The sequence below is a fragment of the Xanthomonas sp. LF07-6 genome, assembly GCF_034105445.1.
Taxonomy (GTDB): Bacteria; Pseudomonadota; Gammaproteobacteria; order Xanthomonadales; family Xanthomonadaceae; genus Xanthomonas_A; species Xanthomonas_A sontii.
The window spans coordinates 1-16,080 of sequence record NZ_JAXGGI010000006.1 but is presented as its reverse complement, the minus strand read 5'-3'; the positions used below and the strand labels follow the sequence as shown (position 1 = coordinate 16,080).

The 16,080-nt window shown below is 69.4% G+C and carries 11 protein-coding genes; 5 read left to right on the top strand and 6 right to left on the bottom strand.

Going from position 1 to position 16,080, the window contains the following annotated elements; translation table 11 throughout:
* Positions 1 to 146: 146 nt before the first annotated feature.
* Together queF and SLW56_RS11360 are read right to left on the bottom strand one after the other, a co-directional pair.
* Positions 147 to 965 carry an NADPH-dependent 7-cyano-7-deazaguanine reductase QueF gene (gene queF, locus SLW56_RS11365; protein WP_320694855.1) on the bottom strand — a complete coding sequence of 273 codons (819 nt, stop codon included), beginning with the start codon at positions 963 to 965 and terminating at the stop codon, positions 147 to 149.
* 381 nt (positions 966 to 1,346) lie between these two features.
* Complete coding sequence (locus SLW56_RS11360) at positions 1,347 to 2,651, bottom strand: M20 family metallopeptidase (protein WP_320694854.1); 1,305 nt, start codon at positions 2,649 to 2,651, stop codon at positions 1,347 to 1,349.
* Between the two features lie 286 nt (positions 2,652 to 2,937).
* Between SLW56_RS11360 and SLW56_RS11355 the strand changes: the two genes are divergently transcribed.
* From SLW56_RS11355 to SLW56_RS11345, 3 genes are all read left to right on the top strand, one after another.
* Entirely contained in the window at positions 2,938 to 4,176 is a 1,239-nt protein-coding gene (locus tag SLW56_RS11355; RefSeq protein ID WP_320694853.1) for an efflux RND transporter periplasmic adaptor subunit, read from the top strand.
* Between the two features lie 197 nt (positions 4,177 to 4,373).
* Positions 4,374 to 7,607: an efflux RND transporter permease subunit gene (locus SLW56_RS11350; RefSeq protein WP_320694852.1), complete on the top strand. Its 3,234-nt coding sequence runs from the start codon at positions 4,374 to 4,376 to the stop codon at positions 7,605 to 7,607.
* Between the two features lie 148 nt (positions 7,608 to 7,755).
* Positions 7,756 to 10,866, top strand: coding sequence for an efflux RND transporter permease subunit (locus SLW56_RS11345; protein ID WP_320694851.1), 3,111 nt, complete (start codon positions 7,756 to 7,758; stop codon positions 10,864 to 10,866).
* Between the two features lie 154 nt (positions 10,867 to 11,020).
* On the opposite strand, the gene SLW56_RS11340 is transcribed toward SLW56_RS11345, so the two are convergent.
* Complete coding sequence (locus tag SLW56_RS11340; protein ID WP_267121894.1) at positions 11,021 to 11,713, bottom strand: lectin; 693 nt, start codon at positions 11,711 to 11,713, stop codon at positions 11,021 to 11,023.
* A 214-nt stretch (positions 11,714 to 11,927) separates the two neighbouring features.
* On the opposite strand from SLW56_RS11340, the gene SLW56_RS11335 reads away from it, so the two are divergent.
* Positions 11,928 to 12,434: a hypothetical protein gene (locus tag SLW56_RS11335; protein WP_152236751.1), complete on the top strand. Its 507-nt coding sequence runs from the start codon at positions 11,928 to 11,930 to the stop codon at positions 12,432 to 12,434.
* 73 nt (positions 12,435 to 12,507) lie between these two features.
* On the opposite strand, the gene hmgA is transcribed toward SLW56_RS11335, so the two are convergent.
* The 3 genes from hmgA to hppD all read right to left on the bottom strand — a co-directional run bounded on the left by hmgA (position 12,508) and on the right by hppD (position 15,380).
* Positions 12,508 to 13,806 carry a homogentisate 1,2-dioxygenase gene (hmgA, locus tag SLW56_RS11330; RefSeq protein WP_152236752.1) on the bottom strand — a complete coding sequence of 433 codons (1,299 nt, stop codon included), beginning with the start codon at positions 13,804 to 13,806 and terminating at the stop codon, positions 12,508 to 12,510.
* 18 nt (positions 13,807 to 13,824) lie between these two features.
* Positions 13,825 to 14,154 (bottom strand): endonuclease domain-containing protein, encoded by a 330-nt coding sequence (locus tag SLW56_RS11325; protein ID WP_242004418.1) that lies wholly within the window; start codon positions 14,152 to 14,154, stop codon positions 13,825 to 13,827.
* Positions 14,155 to 14,312: 158 nt separating this feature from the next.
* Positions 14,313 to 15,380, bottom strand: coding sequence for a 4-hydroxyphenylpyruvate dioxygenase (hppD, locus tag SLW56_RS11320; RefSeq protein ID WP_087963682.1), 1,068 nt, complete (start codon positions 15,378 to 15,380; stop codon positions 14,313 to 14,315).
* A 182-nt stretch (positions 15,381 to 15,562) separates the two neighbouring features.
* Here hppD and SLW56_RS11315 point away from each other — a divergent pair, with 182 nt between their 5' ends.
* Positions 15,563 to 16,045, top strand: a complete 483-nt coding sequence (locus SLW56_RS11315; protein ID WP_010341302.1) for a MarR family winged helix-turn-helix transcriptional regulator — start codon at positions 15,563 to 15,565, stop codon at positions 16,043 to 16,045.
* The last annotated feature ends 35 nt before the right edge of the window (positions 16,046 to 16,080 follow it).

Below are 16,080 nucleotides of genomic sequence, written 5' to 3'. Positions count from 1 at the left end.
ACGGTCTGCCGCAGAGAAGCTGACGACAGCGCTCCCCGCAGGGCGCTTCTTGTGGGAGGGACTTCAGTCCCGACTGCAGCACGCTCGGCCGCGTCGATGAAGTCGCGCGTCGCGGCCGATGGCGCAATCGCGGTGTCAGCGCCGCTCTACTGACGCAGATCGCGCAGGAAGCTCAGCGGCTCGGCCACGTCCGCGGTGGCGCGCCAGGGATTGATGTCCAGCCCGCCGCGGCGGGTGTAGCGCGCCTCCACCTGCAGCGACTGCGGCCGGCAGCGGGTCATCAGGTCGTGGAAGATGCGCTCCACGCACTGCTCGTGGAAGCCGGCGTGCTCGCGGAAACTGATCAGGTAGCGCAGCAGGCCTTCGCGGTCGATGCGGCCGCCGCGATAGCGCACATGCAGCGAGGCCCAGTCCGGCTGGCCGGTGACCGGGCAGTTGGACTTGAGCAATTCGCTGGTGAGGATTTCCTCGACCACGTCGCCGTCGGCAGCGGACAGGAAGTCCGGACGCGGCGGACCGTAGCAGTCGATGGCGATGTCCAACGCATCGAGCGACTCGCCCTCGCCCAGCGTGTCCATCGGCGGCAGGCCGAACTCCATCGCCACGTCGGCACCGGCGCGCGCCGACAGGTCGGTGACGATGCAACTGCGCAGCGCTTCAGCGCTGTTGAAGCGCATCGCGTTGAGCGAGTTGAGATAGAGCTTGAGCGATTTGGATTCGATCAGGTTGGGCGAGGCGCACGGCACGTGCAGGGTCGCGGTGGCGACACAGGGCTTGCCCTGCGCATCGAGCCAGCTCAGTTCGTAGGCGTGCCAGCGGTCCACGCCGAAGAACGGCAGCGCCGCGGGGTCGAGACCGATCTCGGTGCGCGCCGCAGCGCGCGGGATGGGAAACAGCAGCGCGGGATCGTACTGCGACGGGTAGGCGACCTCGCGGCCGAGACTGGAATCCTTGGGGGTGTTCATGCCGTGCAGTGTAGCGGGCGCGTTCTGGCTGGGAGGTGTATGGGGCGGGGATTCGGGATTTGGGATTCGGGATTGGCAAAAGCAAAATCTGGCTCACCTGGATCGACGTGCTTGCGTCGATGCGAGGCGTTGCACGTCGCGACCGAGGTCGCTTCCACAAAGGCTCACCGCGAGCCCGCCGGATGCACTGTGGGAGGGACTTCAGTCCCGACGCATTGCGCCATCGGCAAGCGCGCCACTCGCGCCTCGCGCCTGCATGACGGTTGACTCCCCGGGACGATCGAGCGCCGCTCCAACGGATATGCGATGGGGCAGCACCGATGACGATTCCCTAAGCCGCCGCACCCATGCGCTTACGAATCCCCAATCCCGACTCCCCAATCACTGCTTCAAGTAATCCAACGCCACCTGCAGCATCGCGCGCAGGCCGACGTCCAGGGCGGTCTCGTCGAGCAGGAACTGCGGCGAGTGGTTGCTGGGCGCAGTCGCCGGGTCGATGCCGGGGCCGGTGGCGCCGACGAAGAAGAACATCGACGGCACCTGCTGCGCGTAGAACGAGAAATCCTCCGCGCCCATCTGCAGCGGCGGTTCGTAGACGTTGCCGGCGCCGACCACCGCCTGCAGGCTGGGCAGCATGCGCGCAGTCAGCGCCGGGTCGTTGACCGTGGCCGGGTTGCCGTCCTGGTCGGGCACGTGCGCTTCGGCCTTGGCGCCGTGCGCGGCGGCGGTGTGCTCGGCCACGGTCCTGAGGTCGGCGAAGATCTGCTGGCGCATGTCCTCGTCGAAGGTGCGGATGGTGCCGACCATCTCCACGTCGTCGGGGATGATGTTGTAGCGGATGCCGCCCTTGATCGCGCCGAAGCTGAGCACCGCCGGCTGCCTGGACAGGTTGGCGCGGCGGCTGATCACCGTCTGCGCCGCGCCGATCAGGTCGGCGCTGGTCACGATCGGGTCGATGCCGTTCCACGGCGCCGAGCCGTGGGTCTGGCGGCCGATCACCTTGATGCTGAAACGGTCCGAGGCGGCCATCAGCGGGCCGCCGCGCACCGCGATCTTGCCGGCCTGGACGCTGGAGAACACGTGCAGGCCGAACATCGCCTGCGGCTTGAAGTCGCGGAACAGGCCTTCCTTGAGCATCAGCGAGGCGCCGCCCTCCTCGTTGCCCGGCGCGCCCTCCTCCGAGGGCTGGAACACCAGCATGACCTCGCCCGGCAGCTGCGCGCGCATCGCCACCAGCGCCTCGGCGACGCCGAGCAGGATCGCGGTGTGCGCGTCGTGGCCACAGGCGTGCATCACCCCCACGGTCTCGCCGCGGTACTCGCTGGTGGCCTTGGAGGCGAACGGCAGGCCGGTCTGCTCGGTCACCGGCAGCGCGTCCATGTCCGCGCGCAGGGCGATCTTCGGCCCCGGCAGCGCGCCTTTGACGATCGCCACCACGCCGTGGTGGGCGATGCCGGTCTGCGGCTTCAGGCCCAGCGCGCGCAACCGCTCGGCGACCTTGGCGGCGGTGCGCTCCTCGCGGTTGGACAGCTCCGGGTGCTGGTGGAAGTCGCGCCGCCACTCCACCACCTTGGCCTGCAGCCTGGCCGCGGCGGCCGTCACCTCCGGGCGCTCGGCGCTCTGCGCCCAGGCCAGGGCGGGGACGGCGAACAGCATCGCGGACAGCAGGCGGGACAGGCGCGGCATGGCAGGGCTCCAGATCGGGACGCAACGGGCGTTCAGTCACTGTAGTGCATCGGCCGCCGGCGAGGGGCGGCCACGGATCCCGCTGCGGACAAAAAACCCTTGCGAATCCGTGTCAACCGATGCGCCGCCTGCGCGTTGCGAGAGCGGACGACCGGCCTTGCCCGCCCGCAGGGTCTGTCCCTTCAGTCATGGTCCAATCGCAACGCGCCGGCGATATGCTTTCTCGCTCGTCACCAGCCACTGCGGGAGGGCCCTCCACCCCGCCTCGCCACAGGAGTTTCCCCGGATGTCGCGTTTCTGGAAGATTGCGCTGCTGATCCTCGCAGCGGTGGCCGTGGTGGTGGTGGGCATGCGCGTCATGCGCGGCGGACATCACAAGGGCGGCGGCCCCGGTGACGGCATGGGCGACGACAGCGACAACACGCCGGTCCCGGTGACGGTCGTCGCCGCCACCCACCAGGCGGTGCCGATCTACGCCACCGCCACCGGCACGGTGACCGCGCTGAGCACCGTCACCGTCAGCCCGCAGGTCGGCGGCCAGCTGATGAGCCTGAATTTCCGCGAAGGCCAGGAAGTGAAGAAGGGCGAGCTGCTGGCGCAGATCGACCCGCGCTCGCTGCAGGCCAGCTACGACCAGGCCGCGGCGAGCAAGCGCCAGAACCAGGCGCTGCTGGCCACTGCGCGTTCCACCCTCCAGCGCTCCGACTCGCCGGCCTACCGCCAGTACGTGGCCAAGACCGACCTGGACACCCAGCGCAACCAGGTGGCGCAGTACGAAGCGGCGGTCGCCGCCAACGACGCGCAGATGCGTGCGGCGCAGGTGCAGTTGCAGTACACCCGCATCCTCGCCCCCAGCGACGGCATCGCCGGCATCCGCGGCGTGGACGTGGGCAACATCGTCAGCACCAGCAGCACCATCGTCACCATCACCCAGGTGCACCCGATCTACGTGACCTTCAACCTGCCGGAGATCCAGCTGCAGGACGTGCGCCAGGCGCAGGCCGCCGCGCCGCTGCCGGTGACCGCGCTGGACCGCACCGATGCGCATCCGATCGCCAGCGACGGCCAGGTCGACGTGATCGACAACCAGATCAGCGCCGACACCGGCACCTTCAAGGTCCGCGCGGTGTTCCCGAACGACGACCGCGCGCTGTGGCCGGGCCAGTTCGTCAACGTGCGCCTGACCCTGCGCACCGTGGCCGACGGCGTGGTGGTACCGACCCAGGCGGTGCAGCGCGGGCCCAACGGCGACTACGTGTACGTGGTGCAGGCCGACAACACGGTCAAGATGCAGACGGTGAAGCAGGGCGCGGAAGTGGGCGACAGCCACGTGCAGCTGACCGAAGGCCTGAAGGCCGGTGAGCGGGTGGTCACCGAGGGCCAGTTCCGGCTCAAGCCCGGCACCAAGGTGAACGCGCTGAAGCCGGGCGAAGCGCCGCCGGAGCCGACCGAGGCCGAACTGAAGGCGGCCGAGGGCAAGCAGCAGCAGCGCGGCGGCGGACGCCGCGGCGGCGGGCCGCGCTGAGCGTGCCGCGCACGCGGCGCGCTGCGGCAACGGCCCTGCCGCGCCTGCGTGGCGGGCGTCGGCCGGATCGCGCGCAGGCGGCGGCGTTCCCGCCCTGCGTCGCGATCGCGGCACGGGGCCACGGCCCCCGCTGATTCCGCCGTCTTTCCCGGCGCCGGCCTGGCCGCGCCGGACTCTCACCAGCAAGGATCTTCCCCGTGGGCTTTTCGACGATCTTCATCCGCCGCCCGATCGCCACCACCTTGCTGATGGCAGGCGTGCTGCTGCTCGGCATCCTCGGCTACCGGCAGTTGCCGGTGTCGGCGCTGCCGGAAATCGACGCGCCCAGCCTGGTGGTGACCACGCAGTATCCCGGCGCCAACGCCAGCACCATGGCCTCGCTGGTGACCACGCCGCTGGAGCGCCAGCTCGGGCAGATCTCCGGGCTGCAGATGATGACCTCCGACTCGTCGGCCGGCCTGTCCACGATCGTGTTGCAGTTCGCGATGGACCGCGACATCGACATCGCCGCGCAGGACGTGCAGGCGGCGATCCGCCAGTCCACCCTGCCCTCCTCGCTGCCCTACCAGCCGGTCTACAACCGGGTGAACCCGGCCGACGCGGCGATCCTCACCCTCAAGCTCAGCTCCGACACGCTGCCGCTGCGCGAGGTCAACAACTACGCCGACTCGATCCTGGCCCAGCGCCTGTCGCAGGTGCCGGGCGTGGGCCTGGTGTCGATCGCCGGCAACGTGCGCCCGGCGGTGCGCATCCAGGTCAATCCGGCGCAGCTGTCGAACATGGGCCTGACCCTGGAGGCGCTGCGCAGCGCGCTGACCCAGACCAACGTCAACGCGCCGAAGGGCTCGCTCAACGGCAAGACCCAGTCCTACAGCATCGGCACCAACGACCAGCTGTCCAGCGCCGCCGAGTACCGCGACACCGTGATCAGCTACCGCAACGGCGCGCCGGTGCGGCTGTCGGACGTGGCCAAGGTGGTGGACGGGGTGGAGAACGACCAGCTCGCCGCCTGGGCCGACGGCAAGCCGGCGGTGCTGCTGGAAGTGCGCCGCCAGCCCGGCGCCAACATCGTGCAGACGGTGGAGCAGATCCGCGCGATCCTGCCGCAGCTGCAGGGCGTGCTGCCGGCCGGCGTGCACCTGGACGTATTCTCCGACCGCACCGAGACCATCCGCGCCTCGGTGCACGAGGTCAAGTTCACCCTGATCCTGACCATCGGCCTGGTGGTGGCGGTGATCTTCGTGTTCCTGCGCAGGCTGTGGGCCACCGTGATCCCGTCGGTGGCGGTGCCGCTGTCGCTGGCCGGCACCTTCGCGGTGATGGCCTTCGCCGGCATGTCGCTGGACAACCTGTCGCTGATGGCGCTGGTGGTGGCCACCGGCTTCGTGGTCGACGATGCGATCGTGATGATCGAGAACATCGTGCGCTACATCGAACAGGGCAAGAGCGGCCGCGAGGCCGCGGAGGTCGGCGCGCGCCAGATCGGCTTCACCGTGCTGTCGCTGACCGTGTCGCTGGTGGCGGTGTTCCTGCCGCTGATCCTGATGCCCGGCGTCACCGGCCGCCTGTTCCACGAGTTCGCCTGGGTGCTGAGCATCGCGGTGGTGATCTCGATGCTGGTGTCGCTGACGCTGACGCCGATGATGTGCGCCTACCTGCTCAAGCCCGACGCCCTGCCCGAGGGCGAGGACGCGCACGAGCGCACCGCGGCGGCCGGCAAGACCACGCTGTGGTCGCGCACCGTGGGCGTGTACGAGCGCAGCCTGGACTGGGTGCTGGGCCACCAGAAGCTCACCCTGCTGGTGGCGCTGGCGACCATGGTGCTGACCGTGCTGCTGTACGTGGTGATCCCCAAGGGTCTGCTTCCCGAGCAGGACACCGGGCTGATCACCGGTGTGGTCCAGGCCGACCAGAACGTGGCGTTCCCGCAGATGGAGCAGCGCACCCAGGCGGTGGCCGAGGCGCTGCGGCGCGACCCGGCGGTGACCGGCGTGGCCGCCTTCATCGGCGCCGGCTCGATGAACCCCACCCTCAACCAGGGCCAGCTCAGCATCGTGCTGAAGCCGCGCAGCGACCGCGACAGCCTGGAAGACCTGCTGCCGCGGCTGCAGAAGGCGGTGGCCGGGCTGCCCGGCGTCGCCCTGTATCTGAAGCCGGTGCAGGACGTGACCCTGGACACCCGCGTGGCCGCCACCGAATACCAGTACTCGCTCTCGGACGTGGACAGCGCCGAGCTGGCGACCCAGGCCACGCGCCTGACCGAGGCGCTGCGCAAGCGCCCGGAACTGACCGACGTGGACAACAACCTGGCCAACCAGGGCCGTGCGCTGGAACTGCACGTGGACCGCGAGAAGGCCAGCACCCTCGGCGTGCCGATGCAGACCATCGACGACACGCTGTACGACGCCTTCGGCCAGCGCCAGATCTCCACCATCTTCACCCAGCTCAACCAGTACCGCGTGGTGCTGGAAGTGGCGCCGGAGTTCCGCACCAGCACCGCGCTGCTCAACCAGCTGGCGGTGGCCAGCAACGGCAGCGGCGCGCTGACCGCCAGCAATGCCACCAGCTTCGGCCAGACCACCTCCAGCAACTCCTCCACCGCCACCGGCATCGGCGCGCAGAACACCGGCATCACCGTCGGCAGCGGCGGCACCGTGCCGCTGGCGGCGGTGGCCGAGGCCAAGCAGTCGACCACGCCGCTGGTGGTCAGCCACCAGCAGCAGCTGCCGGCGGTCACCGTGTCGTTCAACCTGGCGCAGGGCTACTCGCTGTCGCAGGCGGTGGCGGCGATCGAGGAAACCCGCGCGCAGCTGCAGCTGCCGCCGCAGCTGCATGCCGAGTTCATCGGCAAGGCCGCCGAGTTCACCGGCAGCCAGACCGACGTGGTGTGGCTGCTGCTGGCCTCGGTGGTGCTGATCTACATCGTGCTGGGCGTGCTGTACGAGAGCTACATCCACCCGCTGACGATCATCTCCACGCTGCCGCCGGCCGGCGTCGGCGCGCTGCTGGCGCTGATGCTGTGCGGGCTGAGCCTGTCGGTGGACGGCATCGTCGGCATCGTGCTGCTCATCGGCATCGTCAAGAAGAACGCGATCATGATGATCGACTTCGCGATCGACGCACGCCGCGAGGGCGCCAACGCACACGACGCGATCCGCCGCGCCTGCCTGCTGCGCTTCCGCCCGATCATGATGACCACCGCCGCGGCGATGCTGGGCGCACTGCCGCTGGCGCTGGGCGACGGCATCGGCTCGGAACTGCGCCGCCCGCTGGGCATCTCCATCGTCGGCGGCCTGCTGCTGTCGCAGCTGGTCACCCTGTACACCACCCCGGTGATCTACCTGTACATGGAACGCGCCTCCGAGCGCGTGCGTCGCTGGCGCGAGCGGCGTGCGGCGCGGCAGGCGACGGCGGCGGAGGGAAGGGCGTGAGAGGCCGGGAATCGGGAATCGGGAATCGGGAATCGGAAAGCGCCGAGTCCGCGCGCTGCCGACTCGTTCACTCCATGCCGGATCCTCGAAAGACTGACACCGGGCGCGTACTGCGATTCCCGATTCCCCATTCCCCATTCCCTGCCCCATGAACATCTCCGCGCCCTTCATCCGCCGCCCCATCGGCACCGCGCTGCTGGCCATCGGCCTGTTCGTGATCGGCATGATGTGCTACCTGCGCCTGGGCGTGGCGGCGCTGCCGAACATCTCGATCCCGGTGATCTTCGTGCAGGCCAGCCAGGCCGGCGCCGATGCCTCGACCATGGCCGCCACGGTCACCGCGCCGCTGGAGCGGCACCTGGGCCAGGTGCCCGGCATCGACACCATGCGCTCCTCCAGCTCGGAGGGGAACAGCCAGGTGTTCATGGTGTTCCAGAGCAGCCGCAACATCGATTCGGCCGCGCAGGACGTGCAGACCGCGATCAACGCCGCGCAGGCCGACCTGCCCTCCGGCCTGGCCACGCCGCGCTACCAGAAGGCCAATCCCAACGACGACCCGGTCATCGCCATCGCCCTGACCTCGGACACGCAGTCGGCCGACGAGCTGTACAACGTCGCCGATTCGCTGCTGGCGCAGCGCCTGCGCCAGATCACCGGCGTGGCCTCGGTGGACATCGGCGGCGCCTCCACGCCGGCGGTGCGGGTGGACGTGAACCTGCGCGCGCTCAATGCCATGGGCCTGACCCCGGACGACCTGCGCAACGCGGTGCGCGCGGCCAACGTCACCTCGCCCACCGGCTTCCTCAGCGACGGCGCCACCACCACGGCCATCGTCGCCAACGACGCGGTGGCCAAGGCCGCCGACTTCGGCCAGGTGGTGATCAGCCAGCAACAGGGCCGCGCGGTGCGCCTGCGCGACATCGCCAACGTCTACGACGGCCAGCAGGACGCTTACCAGGCGGCCTGGTTCGGCGGCAAGCCGGCGGTGGTGATGTATGTGTTCACCCGCGCCGGCGCCAACATCGTGGAGACGGTGGACCGGGTCAAGGCCGAGATCCCGATGCTGCGCACCTACCTGCAGCCGGGCACCAGGATGACGGCGTACTTCGACCGCACGCCGACCATCCGCGCCTCGCTCAACGAGGTGCAGGCCACGCTGATGATCAGCCTGGCGATGGTGGTGCTGACCATGGCGCTGTTCCTGCGCCGGCTGGCGCCCACGCTGATCGCCGCGGCCACCGTGCCGCTGTCGCTGGCCGGCGCGGCGCTGGCGATGTACGTCATGGGCTTCACCCTCAACAACCTGAGCCTGCTGGCGCTGGTGATCGCGATCGGCTTCGTCGTCGACGATGCGATCGTGGTCATCGAGAACATCATGCGCCACCTCGACGAGGGCATGTCGCGGCTGGACGCGGCGCTGGCCGGCGCGCGCGAGATCGGCTTCACCATCGTCTCGATCACCGCCTCGCTGGTGGCGGTGTTCATTCCGATCCTGTTCGCCAGCGGCATGATCGGGGTGTTCTTCCGCGAGTTCACCGTCACCCTGGTCGCGGCGATCTGCGTCTCGGCGGTGGTCTCGCTGACGCTGACCCCGGCGCTGTGCAGCCGCTTTCTGTCCGCGCACGCCGAGCCGGAGCAACCCGGCCGCTTCGGCGCCTGGCTGGAGCGCATGCACGATCGCATGCTGCGCGTGTACACCGTGGCCCTGGACTTCTCGCTGCGCCACGCGCTGTTGCTGGCGCTGACCCCGCTGCTGCTGATCGCGGCCACGGTGTTCCTGGCCGGCGCGGTCAAGAAGGGCTCGTTCCCGGCGCAGGACACCGGCCTGATCTGGGGCCGCGCCACCTCCAGCGCCACCGTGTCCTTCGCCGACATGGTCAACCGCCAGCGCCGCATCACCGACATGCTGATGTCCGACCCTGCGGTGAAGATCGTCGGTGCGCGCCTGGGCAGCAGCCGCCAGGGCTCCAGCGCCAGCTTCAACATCGAGCTCAAGCGCCGCGACGAAGGCCGCACCGATACCACCGCGCAGGTGCTGGCGCGGCTCAGCGCCAAGGCCGACCGCTACCCCGACCTGCAGTTGCGCCTGCGCGCGATCCAGGACCTGCCCAGCGACGGTGGCGGCGGCACCAGCCAGGGCGCGCAGTACCGCGTCTCGCTGCAGGGCAACGACAACGCGCAGTTGCAGGAGTGGCTGCCCAAGCTGCAGGCCGCCCTGAAGCAGAACCCCAAGCTGCGCGACGTCGGCACCGACGTGGACAACGCCGGCCTGCGCCAGAACATCGTGATCGACCGCGCCCTGGCCGCGCGCCTGGGCGTGTCGATCGGCGCCATCGACGGCGCGCTGTACGGCGCGTTCGGCCAGCGCCAGATCTCCACCATCTACTCCGACCTCAACCAGTACAGCGTGGTGGTCAACGCGCTGCCGGACCAGACCGCCACGCCGGCGGCGCTGAACCGCATCTACGTGCCCACCCGCAACGGCACGATGATCCCGCTGACCGCGGTGGCGCATCAGGTGCCGGGGCTGGCGCCGTCGCAGATCACGCACATGAACCAGTACACGACGATGGACCTGAGCTACAACCTGGCGCCAGGCGTGAGCACCGGCGAGGGCGATGCGATCATCGCCGCCACCGTGGCCGGGCTGCGCATGCCCGGCGACATCCGTATCGCCGACGGCGGCGGCTTCGGCGTGCAGCTGCAGCCGAACTCGATGCTGGTACTGGTGCTGGCCGCGATCGTGGTGGTCTACATCGTGCTGGGCATGCTCTACGAGAGCCTGGTGCACCCGGTGACCATTCTCTCCACGCTGCCGGCCGCCGGCATGGGCGCGCTGCTGGCGCTGTGGGTCACCGGCACCGAGCTGTCGGTGATCTCGATGATCGCGCTGGTGCTGCTGATCGGCATCGTCAAGAAGAACGCGATCATGATGATCGACTTCGCCCTGGTCGCCGAGCGCGAACACGGCAAGACCCCGCTGGAGGCCGCGCGCGAAGCCTGCATCGTGCGCTTCCGCCCGATCATGATGACCACGATGGTGGCGATCCTGGCCGCGGTGCCGCTGGCGGTGGGCCTGGGCGAAGGCTCGGAGCTGCGCCGCCCGCTCGGCATCGCGATGATCGGCGGCCTGTTGATCTCGCAGAGCCTGACCCTGCTCAGCACCCCGGCGCTGTACGTGATCTTCTCCTGCCTGCGCGAACGTTGGTACGCCTGGCGCGCGCGGCGGCGCGAGCGGCGGCAGCTGCGGGTGGCCTGAAGGCCGGGAATCGGGAATAGAGAATGGGGAATCGGAAAAGCGAGGAGCAAAGAGCGGTCATGCGCCACTGAGGCGAAAGCGGCACCAGCTGCCTCAGTCACTCGACCCTCATGCTCTTCCCATTCCCCACTCCCGATTCCCTATTCCCGGCTTCTCAGCCACACCCTTCCACATAATCCACCTGCGGCGGCAGGCCCACGCGCCAGGCGACGGCCTTGCCGGCTGCGTCGGTCTCGAACACCAGCACGCCAGGCTGGCCGGACTCGCCGCGCACGCGCAGCATCTTGGCGCCTTCGACGTACTTGTGCGGCTGCTCTTCCACGCGACCGGCGTACAGCGCGCGCAGTTGCGCCAGGTCCATGCCGACCTTGCCGCCGCCGGGCGCGGTCTCCTTGGGGGTGCGCACGTCGTAGCGCACCAACTTGTCGTCTTCGACCATCAGGCCGAACCGGTTGTTGCCCTTGGCCCAGCGCGGACGCAGCACGTAGCAGCTGCTGCCGGCGCTGGGCTGGCCGTCGAGCTCGCCGCCCCAGGCGGCGCGTGCCTGCGCCGCCGACATGCCCAGGCGCAGGTCGCCATAGCCATCGATGCGGGCCAGTTGCCGGTCGTCCGCGGCCAGTTCCGGCGGCAGCGCCGAGGCCGGCGCCTGTGCCGGCGGCACGTCGCTATCGGGCTGGTCGATGTCCGGCGGCGGCAAGGCGCCGTCGTCGGCCGTGGCGGGTGCCGCGGTCGGCGCCTGCGCCGGCGCAGACGGTGCGGGAGGCGCGGCTGGCGGCGCGGGCGGCTGCCGGTCGCAGGCGGCGAGCGCGAGCAGCAACACCGCCACGCCTGGTTGAATCGGCTTCATCGCACTTCCTCGCTGGACCAGCGCATAGGCTAGCGTGCATGCCCTCGCCCTGCACGGCAGCGGCGACCCACTGCCAGGCATGCCGCGTCCCGGACCAGGCGTTCGACCACGTCGACGGCGTGCCGCTTGCCGGCACTGACACGCCGACGCATCGCCCCTGTCATCGGCATTTCACCGCGCTGCGCCACGCTGCGCGCCTACCGACCCCGCCGCCATGCACCCGCGCAAGACCGCCCTCGCCCTTGCGGCACTGCAATCGCACGATGCGCCGCTGGACATGCGCCAGCGACGCGTGCTGATCCTGGCCGACGGCCAGCGCAGCGTCGAGGAACTGGCCACGCTGGGCGGCCGCGGCGCCGATGCGATCGTGCAGGGGCTGCTGGAGCAGGGCTACCTGGACGATGGGCGCAGCGTCGCCGCCGCAACGGTGGTCGCGAGCGCGCCACCACCACCGGCCGACCCGCGTCGCGCCCTGCTCAATGCACGCATGTATCTGCTGGACCTGCTGCAACTGCAGCGGCATCCGGCCTCGCCTGCCCTGCAGCTGCAGTTGCGCGCCGCGCGCGAGGAGCAGGACACCCTGCGCGCGATCGCGCTGGCGCTGCGCACCATGCCGGAGATGACCTCCGAGCGCTACGCGCAGCGCATCCGCGAGCGCGTGCTGGAGATCCTGCCGGCATCGCTGCACGGCGCGCTGACGGCCGCGGCGGAGGCCGCCTGACGGGCAGCGCCGCCGTGCGTCGCAGCGGCAGTCCCGGCAGCAGCCTGAGCGACGCGGCCGCGCCGGCGCCCGCTCAGGGCGCGCGGAAGTGCCGGCGCAGGCCCTGCCAGCACTGCTGGTAGTCGCGCTGGCGATGCGCGGCGTCCAGCGCCTGTGCGGTCGGGCGCAGCACCGCACGGGTCTCGAACATGAAGGCCATGGTGTCGGCGATGACGTCCGGCCGCGACAGGTCGGCCTGCGAGGCCTTGTCGAAGGTGGCCGCATCCGGGCCGTGCCCGCTCATGCAGTTGTGCAGCGACGCGCCGCCCGGGGCGAAGCCGTCGGCCTTGGCATCGTAGACGCCGTGCACCAGGCCCATGAACTCGCTGGCCACGTTGCGGTGGAACCACGGCGGCCGGAAGGTGTGCTGCGCCACCAACCAGCGCGGCGGGAAGATCGCGAAATCCATGTTGGCGGTGCCGGGCGTGTCACTGGGCGCGGTCAGCACGGTGAAGATGCTGGGATCGGGATGGTCGAAACTGATCGAGCCGATGGTGTTGAAGCGGCGCAGGTCGTACTTGTACGGCGCGTAGTTGCCGTGCCAGGCAACCACGTCCAGCGGCGAATGCCCGATCGGCGCGCGCCACAGATGGCCCTGGAACTTGGCGATCAGTGCGAAGTCGCCCTCGTCTTCCTGGTAGGCGGCGACCGGCGTGAGGAAATCGCGTGGGTTGGCCAGGCCGTTGGCGCCGATCGGCCCCAGGTCGGGCAGCCGCAGCAGGCCGCCGAAGTTCTCGCACACGTAGCCGCGCGCGGGGCCGTCGGGCAGTTCCACGCGGAAGCGCACGCCGCGCGGGATCACCGCGATTTCCTGCGGCGCCACTTCCAGCGTGCCCAGTTCGGTGCACAGGCGCAGTCGGCCGAGCTGCGGGACCAACAGCAGTTCCGCATCGGCGTTGTAGAAGAACCGGCCCTGCATCGACGCGTTGGCCGCATACAGGTGCACCGCCACGCCATGCTGCGCCTCGGCCGAGCCGTTGCCGGCCATGGTGTACAGGCCGTCGACGAAGTCCACCGGCGTCTCCGGCAGCGGCAACGGGCTCCAGCGCAACTGGTCCGGCGGCACCTGACCGCGCTGGAAGTCGTTGTGGAACGCGCCGGCACGGTCGTAAGCGACGAAGCCGCCGTGCATCACCGCCGGCCGAATGCGATACAGCCAGCTGCGCCGGTTGGCGCCGCGCGGCGCGGTGAACGCGGTGCCCGACAACTGCTCGGCGTACAGGCCGTGGGCCACGCGCTGCGGCGAGTTCTGCCCGACCGGCAACGCGCCGGGCACCGCCTCGGTGGCGAATTCGTTGCCGAAGCCGGACATGTAGCGATGATGGTCATGCATATGCTTGAGCCTTGGATATCAAGCCCCTCTCCCACCGGGAGAGGGGTTGGGGTGAGGGTACGGCGACCCAGTGGCGTCGCAAATCACCTGGATCACGGCATCGATCGAAAGCAGTACGTCATTGTTCCAGAAGCGCATGACCCGCCAGCCTTGCGATGCCAGCCAACGCGTTCTTGTGGCATCGCATGGTTCGGTATGTTGCGCGCCGTCGATTTCGACAATCAGCTTTGCCGCCACACAACAGAAATCTGCGACATACGGTGGGATCGGGTACTGACGCCGGAACTTGGCACCTTGCAACTGTCCGCTTCTCAGACAACGCCATAGTGCGCGCTCGGCGTCGGTCATGGTGCGACGTAGGTGGCGTGCGTGTGCCAGTGTCGATGTGGGTAGTGGCGGTTTGATCGTCATGACCCCACCGTACCCTCACCCCAACCCCTCTCCCGATGGGAGAGGGGCTAATGCCGCTGTCCGAACTCTCCGCGCTGCGCTGTCAGCATCTGCCCTCAGAGCACGCCGCGCTTCATCTGGTCGCGCTCGATGCTCTCGAACAGCGCCTGGAAGTTGCCTTCGCCGAAGCCCTCGTTGCCCTTGCGCTGGATGATCTCGAAGAAGATCGGGCCGATGCAGTTCTGGGTGAAGATCTGCAGCAGCTTGCGCTGCTTGGTCTCCAGGTCGGCGTCGATCAGGATCTTGTTGCGCGCCAGCCGCGCCACGTCCTCGCCGTGATTGGGGATGCGCTGGTCGATCACCTCGAAGTAGGTGTCCGGCGTGTCCAGGAACTCGACACCGGCCGCGCGCATGCGCTCGACGGTCTCGTAGATGTCGTCGGTGAAGCAGGCGATGTGCTGGATGCCTTCGCCGCGGTAGGCGTCCAGGTACTCGTTGATCTGGCTCTTCGGATCGGACGATTCGTTGAGCGGGATGCGCACCACGCCGTCCGGCGCGGTCATCGCCTTGGACACCAGCCCGGTCTTGGCGCCCTTGATGTCGAAGTAGCGGATCTCGCGGAAGTTGAACAGGCGCTCGTAGTAGTCCGACCAGCGCTGCATATTGCCGAAGTACAGGTTGTGGGTCAGGTGGTCGATGAAGGTCAGGCCGAAACCGGCCGGATGCTGCTCGGCACCGGGCACCGGCTCGAACTCGGTGTACACCGAGCCCTTCTCGCCGTACTGGTCGACCAGATACAGCATGCAGTCGCCGATGCCCTTGACCACCGGTGCCGGCACCGCGCGGGTGTCGGCCTTGTCGGCGATCGCTTCGCCGCCGTTCTCCAGCACCTTGGCGAACACGTCGTCGGCCGGGTGCCGGAAGCGGATCGCGAAGCCGCAGGCGCAGGGACCATGTGCGGCCGCGAAGTCGGCGGCGAAGGAATCCGGTTCCTCGTTGACCAGGAAGTTGACCCCGCCCTGGCGGTACACGGTGATCGCGCGCTGGCGATGGCGCAGCACCGCGGTGAAGCCCATGCTGCGGAAGTACGCGTGCAACTGCTCGCCCTGCCCGGCCGGCGCGGCGAATTCCACGAACTCGAAACCGTCGATGCCCATCGGGTTCTCGAAGGTGGTGACCTGCATGCCGAGGTTGGTCGGCTGCGACGGATGCTGCGCTTGTGCATTCATGACGCGTCTCCTGGAGGGGGGAGTCGCGGCGGCCGGGCCGAAATTTCGGATGCGGACGGGCGCCAGACTCGCGAGAATGGACCGTAGTATCCTCCGTTATAGTTACAAGTGAAACCACCAGCAAGGTGCAATGCAGCATGACGATCGCCACGCCCGCCCCGACGCCCGACTCGCCCTCCCTGGATCTGGAACGGTTCCTGCCGTACCGGATCAGCGTGCTGTCCAACCGCATCAGCAGCAACATCGCCCGCGTCTACGGCGAGCGCTACGGCATGGCGGTGACCGAGTGGCGGGTGATGGCGGTGCTGGCGCTGTATCCGGGGCTGTCGGCCGGCGAGGTCTCCGAGCGCACCGCGATGGACAAGGTGGCGGTGAGCCGGGCGGTGGCGCGGCAGCTGGAGCGTGGCTTCATCCAGCGCGAGACCCACGGCGACGACCGCCGCCGCTCGGTGCTGCACCTGACCGCGGCCGGGGTGGAGGTGTACCAGGTGGTGGCGCCGATGGTGCTGGAATGCGAACGGCGCCTGCTGGCGCCCTTCAGCGAGGACGAGCAGCGGCTGCTGAACCGGCTGATCGACCGCTTGGCGGCCGAGGGCCTGCCGAGCATGACCGGGCGCTGAGGCGCCGGGGCCCGTGACACCGGGGCCTCGAACAC